General features: G+C 70.0%; 18 protein-coding genes. 12 read left to right on the top strand and 6 right to left on the bottom strand.

Translation table 11 applies throughout. The annotated features are described in order from the left end of the window. Window positions 1-28: 28 nt before the first annotated feature. From glmU to BFN33_RS33730, 6 genes are all read left to right on the top strand, one after another. A complete protein-coding gene (gene glmU, locus BFN33_RS33755; protein WP_079141134.1) occupies window positions 29-1,477 on the top strand; it encodes a bifunctional UDP-N-acetylglucosamine diphosphorylase/glucosamine-1-phosphate N-acetyltransferase GlmU in 1,449 nt (482 codons plus the stop codon). Between the two features lie 75 nt (window positions 1,478-1,552). Beyond that, the gene (locus tag BFN33_RS33750) at window positions 1,553-2,533 is read left to right on the top strand and encodes a ribose-phosphate diphosphokinase (RefSeq protein WP_057610401.1); all 981 of its coding nucleotides are present in this window, start codon (window positions 1,553-1,555) and stop codon (window positions 2,531-2,533) included. A 185-nt stretch (window positions 2,534-2,718) separates the two neighbouring features. After that, entirely contained in the window at window positions 2,719-3,312 is a 594-nt protein-coding gene (locus BFN33_RS33745; RefSeq protein ID WP_069763980.1) for a 50S ribosomal protein L25/general stress protein Ctc, read from the top strand. Window positions 3,313-3,435: 123 nt separating this feature from the next. After that, window positions 3,436-4,038 carry an aminoacyl-tRNA hydrolase gene (pth, locus tag BFN33_RS33740; RefSeq protein ID WP_069763979.1) on the top strand — a complete coding sequence of 201 codons (603 nt, stop codon included), beginning with the start codon at window positions 3,436-3,438 and terminating at the stop codon, window positions 4,036-4,038. 32 nt (window positions 4,039-4,070) lie between these two features. After that, on the top strand, window positions 4,071-4,574 hold the full coding sequence (locus tag BFN33_RS33735; RefSeq protein ID WP_088245443.1) for a hypothetical protein: 504 nt from the start codon (window positions 4,071-4,073) through the stop codon (window positions 4,572-4,574). A 138-nt stretch (window positions 4,575-4,712) separates the two neighbouring features. Next, window positions 4,713-5,411: an LPXTG cell wall anchor domain-containing protein gene (locus tag BFN33_RS33730; RefSeq protein WP_069763977.1), complete on the top strand. Its 699-nt coding sequence runs from the start codon at window positions 4,713-4,715 to the stop codon at window positions 5,409-5,411. A 66-nt stretch (window positions 5,412-5,477) separates the two neighbouring features. On the opposite strand, the gene ppc is transcribed toward BFN33_RS33730, so the two are convergent. Next, entirely contained in the window at window positions 5,478-8,219 is a 2,742-nt protein-coding gene (ppc, locus tag BFN33_RS33725; protein ID WP_069763976.1) for a phosphoenolpyruvate carboxylase, read from the bottom strand. Between the two features lie 306 nt (window positions 8,220-8,525). Here ppc and BFN33_RS33720 point away from each other — a divergent pair, with 306 nt between their 5' ends. The 4 genes from BFN33_RS33720 to BFN33_RS33705 are packed head-to-tail and all read left to right on the top strand — an operon-like array spanning window position 8,526 to window position 10,852. Beyond that, window positions 8,526-9,536 carry a fatty acid desaturase gene (locus tag BFN33_RS33720; RefSeq protein ID WP_062044123.1) on the top strand — a complete coding sequence of 337 codons (1,011 nt, stop codon included), beginning with the start codon at window positions 8,526-8,528 and terminating at the stop codon, window positions 9,534-9,536. Further along, window positions 9,533-10,213 carry a TetR/AcrR family transcriptional regulator gene (locus BFN33_RS33715; RefSeq protein WP_057610408.1) on the top strand — a complete coding sequence of 227 codons (681 nt, stop codon included), beginning with the start codon at window positions 9,533-9,535 and terminating at the stop codon, window positions 10,211-10,213. Before BFN33_RS33720 ends, BFN33_RS33715 begins: the two co-directional genes overlap by 4 nt. A 16-nt stretch (window positions 10,214-10,229) precedes the next feature. Next, window positions 10,230-10,526: a hypothetical protein gene (locus BFN33_RS33710; protein WP_069763975.1), complete on the top strand. Its 297-nt coding sequence runs from the start codon at window positions 10,230-10,232 to the stop codon at window positions 10,524-10,526. 29 nt (window positions 10,527-10,555) lie between these two features. Then, complete coding sequence (locus BFN33_RS33705; RefSeq protein ID WP_069764100.1) at window positions 10,556-10,852, top strand: hypothetical protein; 297 nt, start codon at window positions 10,556-10,558, stop codon at window positions 10,850-10,852. A gap of 70 nt (window positions 10,853-10,922) precedes the next feature. Here BFN33_RS33705 and BFN33_RS33700 read toward each other — a convergent pair whose 3' ends face one another. From BFN33_RS33700 to BFN33_RS33690, 3 genes are all read right to left on the bottom strand, one after another. Beyond that, window positions 10,923-11,096: a CsbD family protein gene (locus BFN33_RS33700; protein WP_069763974.1), complete on the bottom strand. Its 174-nt coding sequence runs from the start codon at window positions 11,094-11,096 to the stop codon at window positions 10,923-10,925. 64 nt (window positions 11,097-11,160) lie between these two features. Continuing rightward, complete coding sequence (locus BFN33_RS33695) at window positions 11,161-11,514, bottom strand: glyoxalase (RefSeq protein WP_069763973.1); 354 nt, start codon at window positions 11,512-11,514, stop codon at window positions 11,161-11,163. Continuing rightward, the gene (locus BFN33_RS33690; RefSeq protein WP_069763972.1) at window positions 11,514-12,314 is read right to left on the bottom strand and encodes a trans-aconitate 2-methyltransferase; all 801 of its coding nucleotides are present in this window, start codon (window positions 12,312-12,314) and stop codon (window positions 11,514-11,516) included. Before BFN33_RS33690 ends, BFN33_RS33695 begins: the two co-directional genes overlap by 1 nt. An 89-nt stretch (window positions 12,315-12,403) precedes the next feature. On the opposite strand from BFN33_RS33690, the gene tamR reads away from it, so the two are divergent. Then, a complete protein-coding gene (tamR, locus tag BFN33_RS33685) occupies window positions 12,404-12,901 on the top strand; it encodes a MarR family transcriptional regulator TamR (protein WP_069763971.1) in 498 nt (165 codons plus the stop codon). Here tamR and BFN33_RS33680 read toward each other — a convergent pair. Continuing rightward, complete coding sequence (locus tag BFN33_RS33680) at window positions 12,860-13,627, bottom strand: response regulator transcription factor (RefSeq protein WP_057610411.1); 768 nt, start codon at window positions 13,625-13,627, stop codon at window positions 12,860-12,862. The two genes, tamR and BFN33_RS33680, sit on opposite strands and share 42 nt — an antisense overlap. A 272-nt stretch (window positions 13,628-13,899) precedes the next feature. Here BFN33_RS33680 and BFN33_RS33675 point away from each other — a divergent pair, with 272 nt between their 5' ends. Further along, on the top strand, window positions 13,900-14,358 hold the full coding sequence (locus BFN33_RS33675) for an N-acetyltransferase (RefSeq protein WP_069763970.1): 459 nt from the start codon (window positions 13,900-13,902) through the stop codon (window positions 14,356-14,358). On the opposite strand, the gene BFN33_RS33670 is transcribed toward BFN33_RS33675, so the two are convergent. Then, window positions 14,348-15,136, bottom strand: coding sequence for a hypothetical protein (locus tag BFN33_RS33670; protein ID WP_069763969.1), 789 nt, complete (start codon window positions 15,134-15,136; stop codon window positions 14,348-14,350). The two genes, BFN33_RS33675 and BFN33_RS33670, sit on opposite strands and share 11 nt — an antisense overlap. Window positions 15,137-15,211 lie beyond the last annotated feature (75 nt).

The raw sequence follows: 15,211 nt of genomic DNA, 5'->3' as shown, positions 1-15,211 counted from the left end.
CACCCCCTCCACAGCCGAAGGGCATCCCGTGAGCGCCATTCGCCCGGCAGCCGTCGTCGTTCTCGCAGCGGGTGAGGGCACCCGTATGAAGTCGGCCACACCCAAGGTCCTGCACGAGATCTGTGGCCGCAGCCTCGTCGGGCATGTGCTCGCCGCCGCCCGCGAGTTGGACCCCGAGAACCTCGTCGTGGTCGTGGGGCACGCCCGGGAGCAGGTCACCGCCCACCTCGCCGACACCGACGCCGACGTACGAACCGCCGTGCAGGCGCAGCAGAACGGCACCGGGCACGCCGTACGGATGGCGCTGGAGGAGGTCGGCGGCCGCATCGACGGGACCGTCGTCGTCGTGTGCGGAGACACCCCGCTGCTGACCGGCGAGACCCTCAACACCCTTGCCGCCACGCACTCCACGGACGGGAACGCGGTCACCGTGCTGACCGCCGAGGTGCCGGACGCGACCGGGTACGGGCGGATCGTGCGGGACACGGTGTCCGGCGCCGTGACCGCGATCGTCGAGCACAAGGACGCCTCCGAGGCGCAGCGGGCCATCCGCGAGATCAACTCGGGCGTCTTCGCCTTCGACGGGCAGCTCCTCGCCGATGCGCTGGGCAAGGTGCGGACCGACAACTCCCAGGGTGAGGAGTACCTCACCGACGTTCTCGGGATCCTCCGTGAGGCCGGGCACCGCGTCGGCGCCTCCGTCGCGGTCGATCACCGTGAGATCGCCGGGATCAACAACCGCGTACAGCTCTCCGAGGCGCGGCGGATCCTCAACGACCGGCTGCTGACCCGCGCCATGCTCTCCGGCGTCACCGTCCTCGACCCGGCCACCACCTGGGTCGACGTGAACGTCACCTTCGGCCAGGACTCCGTCGTCCACCCGGGCACGCAGCTGCACGGCTCCACCCACCTCGGCGAGGGCGCCGAGGTGGGCCCCAACACCCGGCTCACGGACACGCACGTCGGAGCGGGGGCGCGCGTCGACAACACCGTCGCTTACAGCTCCCACATCGGCGACCACGCGAGCGTGGGTCCGTTCGCCTATCTGCGCCCCGGCAGCCGGCTGGGTGCGAAGGGCAAGATCGGCACGTACGTCGAGACGAAGAACGCGAGCATCGGGGAGGGGGCGAAGGTCCCGCATCTCTCCTATGTCGGTGACGCGACGATCGGTGAGTACACGAACATCGGCGCCGCGAGCGTGTTCGTGAACTACGACGGTCAGGACAAGCACCACACGACGGTCGGGTCGCACTGCCGCACGGGTTCGGACAACATGTTTGTGGCGCCTGTCACGGTCGGGGACGGCGCGTACACCGCCGCAGGGTCGGTGATCACGAAGGATGTGCCGCCCGGTTCGCTGGCCGTGGCCCGTGGCCAGCAACGGAATATCGAGGGCTGGGTGGCCCGCAAGCGTCCGGGGAGCGCGGCGGCGAAGGCCGCCGAGGCGGCTTCCCGTGAGGGCACGAGCGAGGACTGACCGGAAACAGGTGCGCCGAAGTCGTCGTACCGTGATAACTGCACACCCAGTTGAAACACCTCTGAGGAGACAGCTGTGACCGGGATCAAGACGACCGGCGAGAAGAAGATGATGTTCTTCTCCGGCCGCGCCCACCCCGAGCTTGCCAAGGAGGTTGCCGAGCAGCTGGGTGTCGGGGTCGTCCCGACGAAGGCTTTCGACTTCGCGAACGGCGAGATCTACGTCCGCTACCAGGAGTCGGCACGCGGTGCGGACTGCTTCGTGATCCAGAGCCACACGGCTCCGATCAACCAGTGGATCATGGAGCAGCTGATCATGATCGACGCGCTGAAGCGTGCGTCGGCCCGCTCCATCACGGTCATCGTGCCGTTCTACGGTTACGCGCGGCAGGACAAGAAGCACCGTGGCCGTGAACCGATCTCGGCGCGGCTGATCGCGGACCTGATGAAGACGGCGGGCGCGGACCGCCTGCTCACCGTCGATCTGCACACGGACCAGATCCAGGGCTTCTTCGACGGCCCTGTCGACCACCTCTTCGCCCTCCCGCTGCTCGCGGACTACGTGGGCCGCAAGGTCGACCGGGACAAGCTGACGGTCGTGTCCCCGGACGCGGGCCGGGTGCGGGTCGCGGACCGCTGGTGCGACCGGCTGGGTGCGCCGCTGGCGATCGTGCACAAGCGGCGCGACAAGGACGTGGCGAACCAGGTGACCGTCCACGAGGTCGTGGGTGAGGTCAAGGGCCGGGTGTGTGTCCTGGTAGACGACATGATCGACACGGGCGGCACGATCTGCGCCGCCGCGGACGCGCTGTTCGCGCACGGCGCGGAGGACGTCATCGTGACGGCCACCCACGGTGTGCTGTCCGGGCCGGCCGCGGACCGGCTGAAGAACTCCCGGGTGAGCGAGTTCGTGTTCACCAACACCCTGCCGACGCCGGGTGAACTGGGCCGGGACCTGGACAAGATGACCGTCCTGTCGATCGCGCCGACGATCGCGAGCGCGGTGCGTGAGGTGTTCGAGGACGGTTCGGTGACGAGCCTGTTCGACGAGCAGTAAGGGTTCTGCGGAAGATCCTTTTGGGTACGGCCTCCCTCTCCGAGTAGACTGCTCCAGTTGCTCGGCGAGGGAGGCCGTACCTGTTCGCGCAGGTGTCGGCGGTCCGTTATCGACGCGCTCTTCGTAGCAGGCCGTTCGTGGCCGGGTGACCACGTCCGCCGCTGTATCTACGAGGAGTGATCCACATGTCCGAGGTCAAGATCGTCGCCGAGACCCGTTCGGAGTTCGGCAAGGGTGCCGCCCGCCGTATCCGCCGTGACAACAAGGTTCCCGGTGTTCTGTACGGTCGCGGTTCCGACCCGATCCACCTGACCCTCCCGGGCCACGAGCTGCTGCTCGCGCTGCGTACGTCGAACGTCCTGATCGCCCTGGACATCGACGGCAAGAGCAACGAGCTGGCGATCCCGAAGTCCGTGCAGCGTGACCCGATCAAGGGCTACCTCGAGCACGTCGACCTCCAGCTGGTCAAGCGCGGCGAGCAGGTCAACGTCGAGATCTACGTCCACACCGAGGGCGAGCTGGCCCCGGGCGCCTACCTGCTGGAGCACGTCCTGAACGCGCTTCCGGTCGTGGCCGAGGCCACGCACATCCCCGAGTCGGTCACCGTCTCCATCGCGGGCCTGGCCGCCGGCGACTCCGTCCTCGCCAAGGACATCACCCTCCCGAAGGGCACCACGCTGGCCGTCGACGGCGACACCGTCGTCCTGCAGGTCCTGGCCGCGCAGGCCGAGGAGTCCGAGGGCGAGGCCGGCGAGGGCGACGAGGCCGCGGAGGCCTGACCGGCGGTTCGTCCGTAGCTGTCGTGCCGCCGATTCCCCGGCGCCCGGCACCGCGGTAGCGATATACGCTCCAGCCGTCGCCCCCGTCCAGGGGGCGGCGGCTGCGGCATGTGCAGAGGAGAGATGGACGTGACTACCCCCGCCAACGGCCCCTGGCTGATCGTCGGCCTCGGCAATCCGGGGCCCGAGTACGCGGGCAACCGGCACAACGTCGGCTTCATGGTGGCCGATCTGCTGGCCGAGCGGGTCGGGGGCCGGTTCAAGCGGGCCGGGAAGGCGCAGGCGCAGGTCGTGGAGGGGCGGATCGGGCCGCCGGGGCCGGCGAGCCGGCGGGTGGTCCTGGCGAAGCCGATGTCGTTCATGAACCTGTCCGGCGGTCCGGTGAACGCGCTCAAGGACTTCTACAAGGTGCCGGTCGCCAACATCGTGGCCATCCATGACGAGCTGGACATCGACTACGGCGTCCTGCGGCTGAAGCTGGGCGGCGGGGACAACGGTCACAACGGGCTGAAGTCGATGACGAAGGCGTTCGGGCCGGAGTATCACCGGGTGCGGTTCGGGATCGGGCGTCCTCCGGGCCGTATGCAGGTCGCGGACTTCGTCCTGAAGGACTTCTCGTCGAGCGAGCGCAAGGAGCTCGACTACTTCGTGGACCGGGCGGCCGACGCGGTGGAGGCCCTGGTGATCGAGGGTCTCGAGCGGGCGCAGAGCACCTACAACACCTAGCCCCGGATTGACTTGGGGCAATCCCATGGCCAATGATCCCCGCCATGCCTGCCCTCGCCGCCTCCGCCCGCCAGACCTCGGTCACCGCACTGCGGTTCGGACGGCTCGCGTCGATGGGGGTGGTCACGGTGCTGATCCTGATCGCGGGGGTGTGGGCGTCCTGGGGCAGCGCCCAGTACGTGATGCTCACCAAGGGGCGTGAGCGGGGCACGATCGAAGTGACGCGGTGTTCCGAGGACGCCTGCACGGGCCCGTACACCCCGCTGTCGCACGGGTCCCGGGCACGGGCCCGGGCCGTCATCGAGAACACCGTGGCCGTGCGCAAGGGGCAGACCTACGGGGTCGTGGTCAAGCCCGGTTCCGATGACGTCGTACGGTCCGGACCGGCCGGCGTGCTCCATTCCTGGGTGCCGATGGGCGGGGCGCTGCTGCTCGCGTCGGTGGTCGTGGCGGGCGGGCTGCGCAGGACGCGGGCCGCGTGGGTGCTGGCGGGGTCGGGGATCGCGCTGCTCACGGCGGCTTTCGTGGCCATCTGACGGCTTTCGTCGTTCTCCGCTGCTGTGAAGAACGTGAGTGTTGTCTGTTCGTGATTGACCAGAGGTCAGTCGGGGCTGGAAGCTGAGCCGCCCCCTCCACATCTTCCCGTTTCACTCTCGAAGATGGATTACTGCCCCATGCGTATCCTCTCCCGCGTCGGCGCCGTGTGCGCCGTCGCTTCAGCGGCCTTTCTGGTCGCGCCGGTCGCCCACGCCACCGCTCCCGGTGACAACGGAACCGTGAAGATCCACGACGCCACCACGGGCGAAGAGCTCCGTAAGAACGAGCCGCACGTCTGCACCTTCTACCTGGACGCCTTCGGCTTCGACGCCGTCCAGGAGGTCGACTGGCACATCGAGGCCTGGGCCCCGACGGCCGACGTCAAGGGCGAGACCGTGAAGTCCGGCGAGATCACGCTGGGCACCGACGGTCACGGCCGCACGGACGACCTGTCGCTGCCCGACGGTCACTACAAGCTGTTCTGGAACTTCGAGGGCGAGAACGGCGCCGCCAAGCACAAGGTGTTCTGGACGGACTGCGCGGACGAGGAGGGCGGTGGCGGTTCGGCCACGCCGACCGCGTCGGCCTCCGGCACTCCCGGGTCGGACGAATCCGCCTCTCCCAGCGCCGAGCCCAGCACCGACCCCAGCGAATCCGCTGCGGCCGGGGCCTCCGCGTCGGCCTCCTCCTCCCCGTCCGCCTCCGCTTCCGCGCAGGGCGCCACCGGTGACCTCGCGGAGACCGGGAACGGCGCTCCCGTCAGCCTGCTCTCGGGTGTCTCGGCGGCGCTGCTGGCGGCCGGAGCGTACCTCGTCGTCAGGCGGCGCCGGGCCTGACGCAGCACGGAAAAAGGCGGTGCCCCCGAGCCGGCCGGCTCGGGGGCACCGCCTTTGTGCACGGGCTCAGCCGGTGTTGCGCAGGCCCGCGGCCACGCCGTTGACCGTGAGGAGCAGGGCGCGGGCGAGCAGCGGGTCGGGCTGCTCGCCCGCGGCCGCCGCGTCGCGCTGGCGCTTGAGCAGCGTCACCTGGAGATACGAGATCGGGTCCAGGTAGGCGTCACGGATGGCGAACGTCTGCTTGAGGACCGGGGTGGCGTCGAGGAGTTCGGCCTCACCCGTGATCTTCAGGACCTCGCGGACGGTCAGCTCGTGCTCGGCCTCGATGTCGGCGAAGACGTGCTGGAGCTCGGCGGGGACGAGGGTCTCGACGTAGTGGCGCGCGATGCGCAGGTCGGTCTTCGCCAGCGTCATCTCGACGTTGGAGATGAAGTTCCGGAAGAAGTGCCACTGCTCGTGCATCTCGTCGAGCACCGTGTCGAGGCCCGCCTCGCGCAGCGCCTTCAGGCCGGAGCCGACGCCGAACCAGCCGGGGACGATCTGCCGGGACTGGGTCCAGCCGAACACCCACGGGATGGCGCGCAGTCCGTCGAGGGAGACGCCGGAGCCGGGGCGGCGGGAGGGCCGTGAGCCGAGGTGCAGGTCGGCGAGCTGGTCCACCGGCGTCGACGCGAGGAAGTACGTCGGCAGGTCCGGGTCCTCGACGAGCCTGCGGTACGCGGCGTGCGCGGCGTCGGAGACGACGTCCATCGCGGCGTCCCAGCGGGCCAGCGCCTCGTCGGACTGGCGGGGCGCGGTGTGCAGGGCGGACGCCTGGAGCGTGGCCGCGACCGTGAGTTCCAGGTTCTCGCGGGCCAGCGACGGCACGAGGTACTTGTCGGAGATGACCTCGCCCTGCTCGGTGACCTTGATCTCGCCCTCCAGGGTGCCCCAGGGCTGGGCGAGGATGGCGTCGTGGGAGGGACCGCCACCACGGCCGACGGTGCCGCCGCGGCCGTGGAAGAGCCGCAGTCGTACGCCGTACCGGTGCGCCACGTCACGCAGCCGGCGCTGCGCCCGGTGGATCTCCCACTGCGAGGTGGTGATGCCGCCGAACTTCGAGGAGTCGGAGTAGCCGAGCATGACCTCCTGGACGTCCCCGCGCAGGGCCACGAGCCTGCGGTACGACGGGTCGGAGAGCATGTCCTCCAGGATGGTGTCGGCGGCCTTGAGCTCGTCGGTGGTCTCCAGGAGCGGCACGATGCCGATCTTCGCCCAGCCGGCGTGCAGATCGAGCAGGCCGGCCTCACGGGCGAGGACGGCGGCGGCGAAGACGTCGTCGGCGCCCTGGCACATCGAGATGATGTACGACTCGATGACCTCGGGTCCGAAGACCTCCAGGGCCCGCTTCACGGTCTGGAACACCCCGAGGGTCTTCTCGCCGGCCGCGTCGACCGGGGCCGGAGTGGGCCCGAGGGGCCTGCGGGAGCGCAGTTCCTTCGCGAGCAGCTTGGCGCGGTACTCGCGGGGCATGTCCGCATACCGCCAGGACTCCTCGCCCAGCCGGTCGAAGAGCTGGCCGAGCGCGTGGTGGTGGGCGTCGGCGTGCTCGCGGACGTCCATGGTGGCGAGCTGGAGGCCGAAGGCGGACAGGGTGCGGATGGTGCGGTCCATCCGGCCGTCGGCGAACAGGCCGCCGCGGTGCTCCCTGAGCGAGGTCTGGATCAGGGTCAGGTCGCTCAGGAGCTCGCTGGTGCCGAGGTAGTCGCGGCCGTCCTCGTGCGGGATGCCCTTGGCCAGGCGGGTCTTGGTGTTCTCCAGCTTCTGCCGGATGCAGGTGGCCTTGAGGCGGTACGGCTCCTCGGCGTTGAGGCGCTTGTAGCGGGGGCTGATCTCCGGCAGGCGCTCCAGGTCGGCCTTCAGGGACTCCAGGAGCTCCTCGGTGGCGCCGGTGTAGCGGATGGAGTTCGACAGGAAGCCGCGCAGCTCGTCGATGAGCTCGAGGGCGTCGTTGATGCCGTGCTCGTGCTGGAGGATCAGGACGTCCCAGGTGACCTGGGGGGTGACGTTGGGGTTGCCGTCGCGGTCGCCGCCGATCCAGGTGCCGAAGGTGAGGGGGCGGGTGGCGTCGGGGATCCGGACGCCGACGCGCTCCAGCTCGGCCGTCAGGTCCTCCAGGACGTCACCGACCGCGCCGGCGTGCAGTTCGTCGAGGTAGTAGATGGCGTTGCGGGCCTCGTCGGCGGGCTCGGGGCGGACGACGCGCAGTTCGTCGGTCTGCCAGACGAGGTCGATGTTCTCGGCCAGCCGGGTGTCGTAGCGGCGGCGGTCCGTCTCGATGACCGGGGTCTCCAGGAGCGCGGCGATCCGGCGGAGCTTGTTCAGCACCGAGCGGCGCGCGGCCTCGGTCGGGTGGGCGGTGAAGACCGGGCGCACGTTCAGGTTGGCGACGGTCTGGCGCAGGTGCTCGGGGTCGGCGTCCTTGAGGCGGTCGGCCGTACGGGCGAGGAGACCGCCCTCGGCGGCGCGCCTGGCCCGCAGTTCACGTCCGCGGTGGACCTGCTCGGTGACATTGGCCAGGTGGAAGTAGGTGGAGAAGGCGCGCACCAGCTTGGCGGCGGTCTCCAGTTCGATGCCGCGCAGCAGCTCGGCGGCGGCCTCGCCGTCCTCACGGGTGAGGCGGCGCACCTTCTCGACGAGTTCCAGCAGCTCGGGGCCCTCCTGGCGGACGAGGGTCTCGCCCAGGAGGTCGCCCAGCCGGCGGATGTCGGCGCGCAACTCACTACTGGTCGACGTGGCGCTCGTAGTCAGGTCGTCGGCACTGCTCACAGGTGCGGCTCCTTGCAGTGTTGAAGCTCGTCCGGGAGGGGAACCCGAATGCGGCCTGCGGCAGCCGCCGCATACGAGCCGGACATCCGGGAAGAATTCAGAGCGGACCGCGCTGTCCGACCGACTCCAAGGATAGGTGTCCATGCGGACGCGCAGACTCTCGGGCTCTTGCCGCCGGGCGCCGCGCTGCCATACTTACGACGCCGTAGGTTACGGAACCGTAGGGACCGTCGTAACGGAACCCGGGAAGGATTCCGGCAGCCCGGCACCCCGTCTCAAATCCTCGAAACCCCACAGGGGACGCCCATGACCACGCGCTCCGATGTGATCGCAGACGCCCCGAAGGCGACCGACGGCTCGACAGCACCCTCCGCGACGCTGGGCGGTGAGCAGAAGCGCTCACTCGAACAGATCACGCTGGTCCTCTTCATCACCGTCCCGTTCCTCGCCCTGCTCGCGGCGGTGCCGCTGGCCTGGGGCTGGGGTGTGAGCTGGCTCGATCTGGGCCTTCTGGTCTTCTTCTACTACCTCGGCTGCCACGGCATCACGATCGGCTTCCACCGCTACTTCACGCACGGCTCCTTCAAGGCCAAGCGCCCCCTGAGAATCGCGCTGGCGATCATGGGGTCGCTGGCGGTCGAGGGGCCCCTGGTGCGGTGGGTGGCCGACCACCGCAAGCACCACAAGTTCTCCGACGCCGAGGGCGATCCCCACTCGCCGTGGCGGTTCGGGGAGACGGTCCCGGCCCTGATGAAGGGCCTGTGGTGGGCCCATATCGCCTGGATGTTCGACGAGGAGCAGACCCCGCAGGAGAAGTACGCGCCGGATCTGGTCAAGGACCCGGCGATCCGGGCGATCTCGCGCCAGTTCATCTTCTGGACGATGCTCTCGCTGGCCCTGCCCGCCGTGATCGGCGGACTGGTGACGATGTCCTGGTGGGGCGCGTTCACCGGCTTCTTCTGGGGATCCCTGGTCCGGGTCTGCCTGCTGCACCACGTGACCTGGTCGATCAACTCGATCTGCCACGCGGTCGGCAAGCGGCCCTTCAAGTCGCGGGACCGCTCGGGCAACGTGTGGTGGCTGGCCGTGCTGTCCTGCGGTGAGTCCTGGCACAACCTGCACCACGCCGACCCGACCTCGGCGCGGCACGGAGTGATGCGGGGGCAACTGGACTCCTCGGCGCGGATCATCCGCTGGTTCGAGATGCTCGGCTGGGCGTACGACGTGCGCTGGCCGTCACGCTCGCGTATCGATTCCCGCCGTAACACGGACGGGGACGGCTCCCGGCGCAAGGAGGAGACCGCCGAGGCGGCATGATGGACGCCGTGGCGACCGACTCCAGCAGTACCCCGAGCAACGAAGCGAAGCCGCGGCGTGCCCGGCGCACCCGGATGACGGGGGCCGAGCGCCGCGCGCAGCTTCTGGAGATCGGTCGCACGCTCTTCGCCTCGAAGGGCTTCGAGGCCACGTCGGTGGAGGAGATCGCGGCGAAGGCGGGCGTCTCCAAGCCGGTGGTGTACGAGCACTTCGGCGGCAAGGAGGGCCTGTACGCGGTGGTGGTGGACCGTGAGATGCGGCGCCTGCTGGACATGGTGACGAGTTCCCTGACCGCCGGCCATCCCCGCGAACTGTGCGAACAGGCGGCCTTCGCTCTCCTCGACTACATCGAGGAGTACACGGACGGCTTCCGCATCCTGGTCCGTGACTCCCCGATCCCCCAGTCCACGGGCTCCTTCGCCTCGCTGATCTCGGACATCGCCACGCAGGTCGAGGACATCCTGGGCCGCGAGTTCAAGAGGCGCGGCTTCGATCCGAAGCTGGCCCCGCTGTACGCCCAGGCCCTGGTCGGCATGGTCGCCCTGACCGGCCAGTGGTGGCTGGACGTGCGCCGCCCGAAGAAGGCGGAGGTGGCGGCGCATCTGGTGAACCTGGCATGGCACGGTCTGGACGGCCTGGAGGCGAAGCCGCGCCTGATAGGACGCCGGAAGAGCTGAGCCCAAGGTACGAGTGATGCAGGTGAAGGACACCGGACAGCCGGAGAAGGACCAGTCGGAGACGGTCTGCCGGGTCTGCGGCCGCGACGACGGCTCGCTCCTGTGGGACCGGGACCGCCACGGCGTGCCGAAGTACGTGATCTGCGACAGCTGCGGCATCGAGTCGGGTCTCGGCGACGACCAGCTGTCCAAGGTCCGTGAGACCCGGGGCCACTGGGTGGCCCGGGGCGCCCCCTGGGACGTACCGAAGAACCGCCCCGCGGGCTGGGACGTCCTGGCGCAACTGTCCGCCGTCCCGGCCGAGTGGCGCTGAGCACTCCCGACGCGAAGGAGACCGGCTCCGTGCCGTCTGAACGGGGACTGTCGCAGCCGCCCGGCCCCGAGTGGGAGACCGTCTGCCGCGTCTGCGGATACGACGACGGCGTGGAGCCCTTCTGGGAAACGGGCCGGCCCAATGAGGGCGCCATCTGTCCGTGCTGCGGCAATGAGCCCAGCATGAGCGACGTCAGTGTGATGGGCCTGCGCAACCTGCGTGGCTACTGGCTCGGCCAGGGGGCCTGCTGGGATTCGCCGAGCTCCCGCCCGAAAGACTGGGACATCCTGGAGCAGGTGAAGCGCATCCCGGCGGAGTGGCGCTGACCCGTCGCCGGTGCGTACGACGACGGCCCGCGCACCCAGGGGTGCACGGGCCGTCGCGTTGGCGTGACCGTCAGTGCTTGAAGGTGTCCTTCGTCTTCTCCTTGGCCTGGCGCGCGTCGCCCTTGGACTGCTCCATGCGGCCCTCGGCCTCCATGCGCTCGTTGCCGACCGCACGGCCCACGGCTTCCTTGGCCTTCCCCTTGGCCTGTTCCTTCTTGCCCTTGGCCTTCTGGTCTCCTGCCACCGGTCTCACTCCCAGCGCTGGTCGACTCCGCTGACATCACAGCGGGTGACCCGGCTCGCCCCGGTCAAACAACGAACTCCAGCCGGTTTCCGACGGGGTCGTACGAGTAGAAGCGCCGGCGCCCCGGCAGGCCGGAGTCCCAGCGGACCATCGCGCCGCGCGTCTCCAGCCGGGCGGCGTACGCCGAGATGTCCGTGACGCGTAGCCCGGGGTGCGCCTTCCGCGCGGGCCGGAAGTCGTCCTCGATCCCCAGGTGCAGCTCCACGGCCCCCGCCCGGAACCAGCACCCGCCCCGGGCCGCGAGCACCGGCGGCTTGGGAATCTCGGTCATGCCCAGGACGTCGACGTAGTAGGCGCGCAGCAGGTCCTCGGAGCCGGGCGGCGCGGCGAGCTGCACATGGTCGACGGCCGCGAGCATCAGTCCGCCTTCCGGGCCACCGCGAAGATACGGCGGAACGGGAACGGCGTGCCGTGCGGACCCGCCGGATACGCCTCGCGCAGGGCCGCCCGATAGGCGCCCATGAACTCCTCCCTGGCCCGCGGGTCGTCGGCGAGGGCGGTCAGGACCGGCCGCAGACCGGTCCCCTTGACCCAGTCCAGGACCGGGTCCCGGCCCTGCAACAGGTGCACGTACGTCGTCTCCCACGCGTCCACCTCGCAGCCCAGGTCGGCCAGCGCCGCCAGATAGGCCTGGGGCGTAAGGACGGCGTCGTCGTGGCGCAGGGTCTCCGCGAGGCCCATGGGCCCGGCGAGTTCGCGCATCAGCCGGTGGCTCGGGGAGTCGAAGTTGCCGGGCACCTGGAAGGCGAAGGTGCCGCCCGGTGCGAGAGCGGCGATCCAGTCGGCGAAACGCTCCACATGCCCCGGCACCCACTGCAGCGTCGCATTGCTGACGATGAGGTCGTAAAGCTGTGAGGGCGCCCAGGTGCGCACGTCCGCGTGGGCGAAGTCGAGGTGCCCGCCGCCGGACGTGGGGCCCGCGTACTCGACGTGCGCCTTGTCGAGCATCTCGGCCGAGTTGTCGTAGCCGGTGATCCGGGCCGTGGGCCAGCGTGCGGCGAGCACCGCCGTCACATTGCCGGGGCCGCAGCCCAGGTCGGCGATCAGGGGCGGGTCCCCCGGCAGATCCGGGACGCGGGTGAGGAGGTCGGTGAAGGGGCGGGCGCGGTGGTCCGCGTGGCGAAGGTACTGGGTGGGGTCCCAGGTGGGGGTCGTCATGTCCCTTACCTTCCCCGTCCAGTTATCTTGATGTCAAGAGACTCGACATCAAGAGACTTCATGTCGACACAACCACTACACTGATCGTCATGGAGGACGAGGTCGATCGGCTGGTCGCTGCGTGGCGCCGGGAGCGCCCTGACCTCGACGTGGAACCGCTCGAGGTGCTCAGCCGGGTGAGCAGACTGGCCCGGCACCTGGACCGGGCACGCCGGCTGGCCTTCGCCGAGCACAGCCTGGAGCCCTGGGAGTTCGACGTGCTGACCGCGCTCAGGCGCGCGGGAACGCCGTATCAGCTCTCCCCCGGACAGCTGCTGACACAGACTCTGGTCACCTCGGGCACGATGACCAACCGCATCGACCGCCTGGCCAAGAAAGGCCTGGTGGAGCGGTTGCCCGACCCGAGCGACCGGCGAGGGGTGCTGGTCAGGCTCACGGACGACGGCAAGGACCGCGCGGACCAGGCCCTCGCCGGTCTGCTGGAACAGGAACGCGCGATCCTCGCCGAGCTCTCCCGCGCCCAGCGCGGGGAACTGGCCGGGTTGCTACGCCAGCTGACCGCCCCGTTCGACAACATCCCCGGCTAGGTCGACCGGTCCCACGCCCGCGCGCCGCGCCAGGGCGACGGCGGCCAGGGTGGAGTGGACTCCCAGTTTGCCGAGGACGTTCTGCATGTGGGTGCGCACGGTGTGCGGGGAGAGGAACAGTCTCTCCGCGACCGCCTTGCGGCCGAGCCCGGCCACCATGCAGCGCAGCACCTCCCGCTCGCGCGGGGTGAGGGACTCCACCAGCTGCTCGCTCTCGGTGCGGTGCTTGCGGGCGGCGGTGAGCTCCCTGAGCACGCCGGTGAGCAGGGCGGGCGGCAGATGGGTCTCCTCCCGCAGCACCCCCCGGATGACGGTGAGCAGCCGGGACAGCGAGCAGTCCTTGGCGACCCAGCCCGAGGCGCCGGCCTGCAGCGCGAGCGCGGCCCGCCGCGGATCGTCCTTCTCCGCGAGCACGACGATACGGACCGCCGGCTGTCCCGTACGGACCCCGGCGACCAGCGATATGCCGTCGACCAGCCCCTCTTCGTTGCCGTCCTGCACGGACACTGCGGGCCTGATGCCCTGGACGTTGCCGCCCAGATCTGCGTCGACGAGCAGCACGTCGAAACGGCGGCCCTCGGCGGCCGCGCGCTCCAGACTGCGCAGCGCGGCGGGACCGCTGCCGGCCGCGGAGACCTCCACGTCGGGCTCGGCCGCCAGTGCGGCGGCGAGCGACTCGGCGAAGATGCGATGGTCGTCGACGACCAGGACTCGGATACGAACCACGAAACCCCCTTCCCCAAGCTCTCGAAGAGCAGGGGATACCCATCGTCATCGTCTGAGGACGACTCGGGTGACGACACCGCCGCGGGTACGACTCCCGAAGCACGATGACCGCACGGCCGTCGCCGTGCAGGAACTGCTACCCCCACTTCGGGCGCCGTACCCGACCGTCTCGCCCCCTGATCAGCACCGGCCCCCACCGGTGCTGTTCATCAGGGTACGGCCGGGGAGCAGGAGCGGAAGGTTATTTGCAGAACTGGCTGTCCGCTGCGTTTATGGTGAGCCGCATGTTTCGTCTGGAGACAGAAGTCGACAAAGCCCGGCAAGATCTGCTCCGCAAACGGCTGCGGGACACCAACACGGCGGCCTCCCCGATCCTGCGCGCGCTGCGCGGAACCCCAGGTGAACGCGAACTTCCGCTCCACGTCTGGGCGTTGGACGACTCCGGTGCCCTCGCGGGCGGACTGGTCGGCCACACCTGGACGAGCTGGCTGCACGTGGTCCACCTGTGGGTCGACGAACGGCACCGCGGCGCGGGCCTGGGTTCGCAGTTGCTCGCACGGGCGGAACACCTGGCCCGTCGCGGCCGGGGCTGCACCTCCGTACGCCTGGAGACCTGGGACTTCCAGGCACCGGAGTTCTACCGGAAGCAGGGATACGAGGTGGTGTGCGTGATCCCGGACTATCCGCCGGGGATCACGGAGTACACGCTGACCAAGCGGCTCAGCGCCTGAAGCGCCAGGAGCCCGGCTCGTCCGCCGGCTGCAGACCCAGCTCCCCGGCGATGCCGGCCGCGCGGCGATGGGAGACGTCGGGGTAGTGACCGGGGTGGACCTCGACGAAGCCGTGCACATCGGCCGACGCCGTGCGAAGGGCCTCGCGCAGTATGTGTTCCTGCTCCGCGAGCCGGGCCCGCTCCTCCCGCTGCCGTGCGACGATCGCGCCCCGGCGGGCCGTGGCCGCGACGATGCCGAGCACGAGCAACGCGAACGCGCCCACGCCCAGGACGGTGCCGGTCGCGTCCTCGTCACCGGGGGCGCGGGGGCGGAGCAAGCCCTCGGGGTCCGCGAGCACCGTGATGGTCTGGCCGACGGCGAAGGTGCCGGACGGGGCCTGGAGGGCGGGGCCCCGGACCCTGGTGCCGTCGCGGCGCGCGAGTGCGTAGTCGTAGGTGTTGACCTCCCGCCCCTGGTTCGGGGCGAGCCACTCGCGTACGACGGTGGCGGTGATCCGCTCGCCCCGCCTTTCCAGGGTGAGGTCGTCACGGGCCAGGTCGGCGAAGTACACCGCCAGCAGGGAGGCACCGACCACGACCAGCGCCGCGGAGAGGCCCGTCTCGTCCGCGGCGAGCTTCGTCAGCAGCACGGCCAGGAGCACACCGTGCGCGATCCACAGGGGCACCAGGAGACCGGAGCCGTGGTGGCCCGCCAGGAGGAAGAAGCCGACGATCGCGGCCAGCGCGTAGCAGCCGATGCCGATCGCCGACAGGATGCGATGGCGCCCTCGACTCACGCTCCGACGCTACTGGGGCGTATGTCAGGGAGAGGCCCGGCTTTCCCCAAGTTCGGATCAAGCCGGGCAAAACAG

Source organism: Streptomyces sp. LUP47B, assembly GCF_001746295.1.
In the GTDB taxonomy this organism is placed as follows: Bacteria; Actinomycetota; Actinomycetes; order Streptomycetales; family Streptomycetaceae; genus Streptomyces.
This window is presented reverse-complemented; position numbering and strand designations above follow the sequence as displayed.

What these genes read in the sequence shown, in the direction of transcription:
- BFN33_RS33675 (WP_069763970.1), top strand. Translation starts at nt 13,900, where the DNA reads ATGGTGAGCCGCATGTTTCGTCTGGAGACAGAAGTCGACAAAGCCCGG.
- BFN33_RS33715 (WP_057610408.1), top strand. Translation starts at nt 9,533, where the DNA reads ATGATGGACGCCGTGGCGACCGACTCCAGCAGTACCCCGAGCAACGAA.
- BFN33_RS33745 (WP_069763980.1), top strand. Translation starts at nt 2,719, where the DNA reads ATGTCCGAGGTCAAGATCGTCGCCGAGACCCGTTCGGAGTTCGGCAAG.
- BFN33_RS33695 (WP_069763973.1), bottom strand. Translation starts at nt 11,514, where the DNA reads ATGCTCGCGGCCGTCGACCATGTGCAGCTCGCCGCGCCGCCCGGCTCC.
- BFN33_RS33690 (WP_069763972.1), bottom strand. Translation starts at nt 12,314, where the DNA reads ATGACGACCCCCACCTGGGACCCCACCCAGTACCTTCGCCACGCGGAC.
- BFN33_RS33730 (WP_069763977.1), top strand. Translation starts at nt 4,713, where the DNA reads ATGCGTATCCTCTCCCGCGTCGGCGCCGTGTGCGCCGTCGCTTCAGCG.
- BFN33_RS33720 (WP_062044123.1), top strand. Translation starts at nt 8,526, where the DNA reads ATGACCACGCGCTCCGATGTGATCGCAGACGCCCCGAAGGCGACCGAC.
- pth (WP_069763979.1), top strand. Translation starts at nt 3,436, where the DNA reads ATGGACGTGACTACCCCCGCCAACGGCCCCTGGCTGATCGTCGGCCTC.
- BFN33_RS33710 (WP_069763975.1), top strand. Translation starts at nt 10,230, where the DNA reads ATGCAGGTGAAGGACACCGGACAGCCGGAGAAGGACCAGTCGGAGACG.
- tamR (WP_069763971.1), top strand. Translation starts at nt 12,404, where the DNA reads ATGGAGGACGAGGTCGATCGGCTGGTCGCTGCGTGGCGCCGGGAGCGC.
- BFN33_RS33735 (WP_088245443.1), top strand. Translation starts at nt 4,071, where the DNA reads ATGATCCCCGCCATGCCTGCCCTCGCCGCCTCCGCCCGCCAGACCTCG.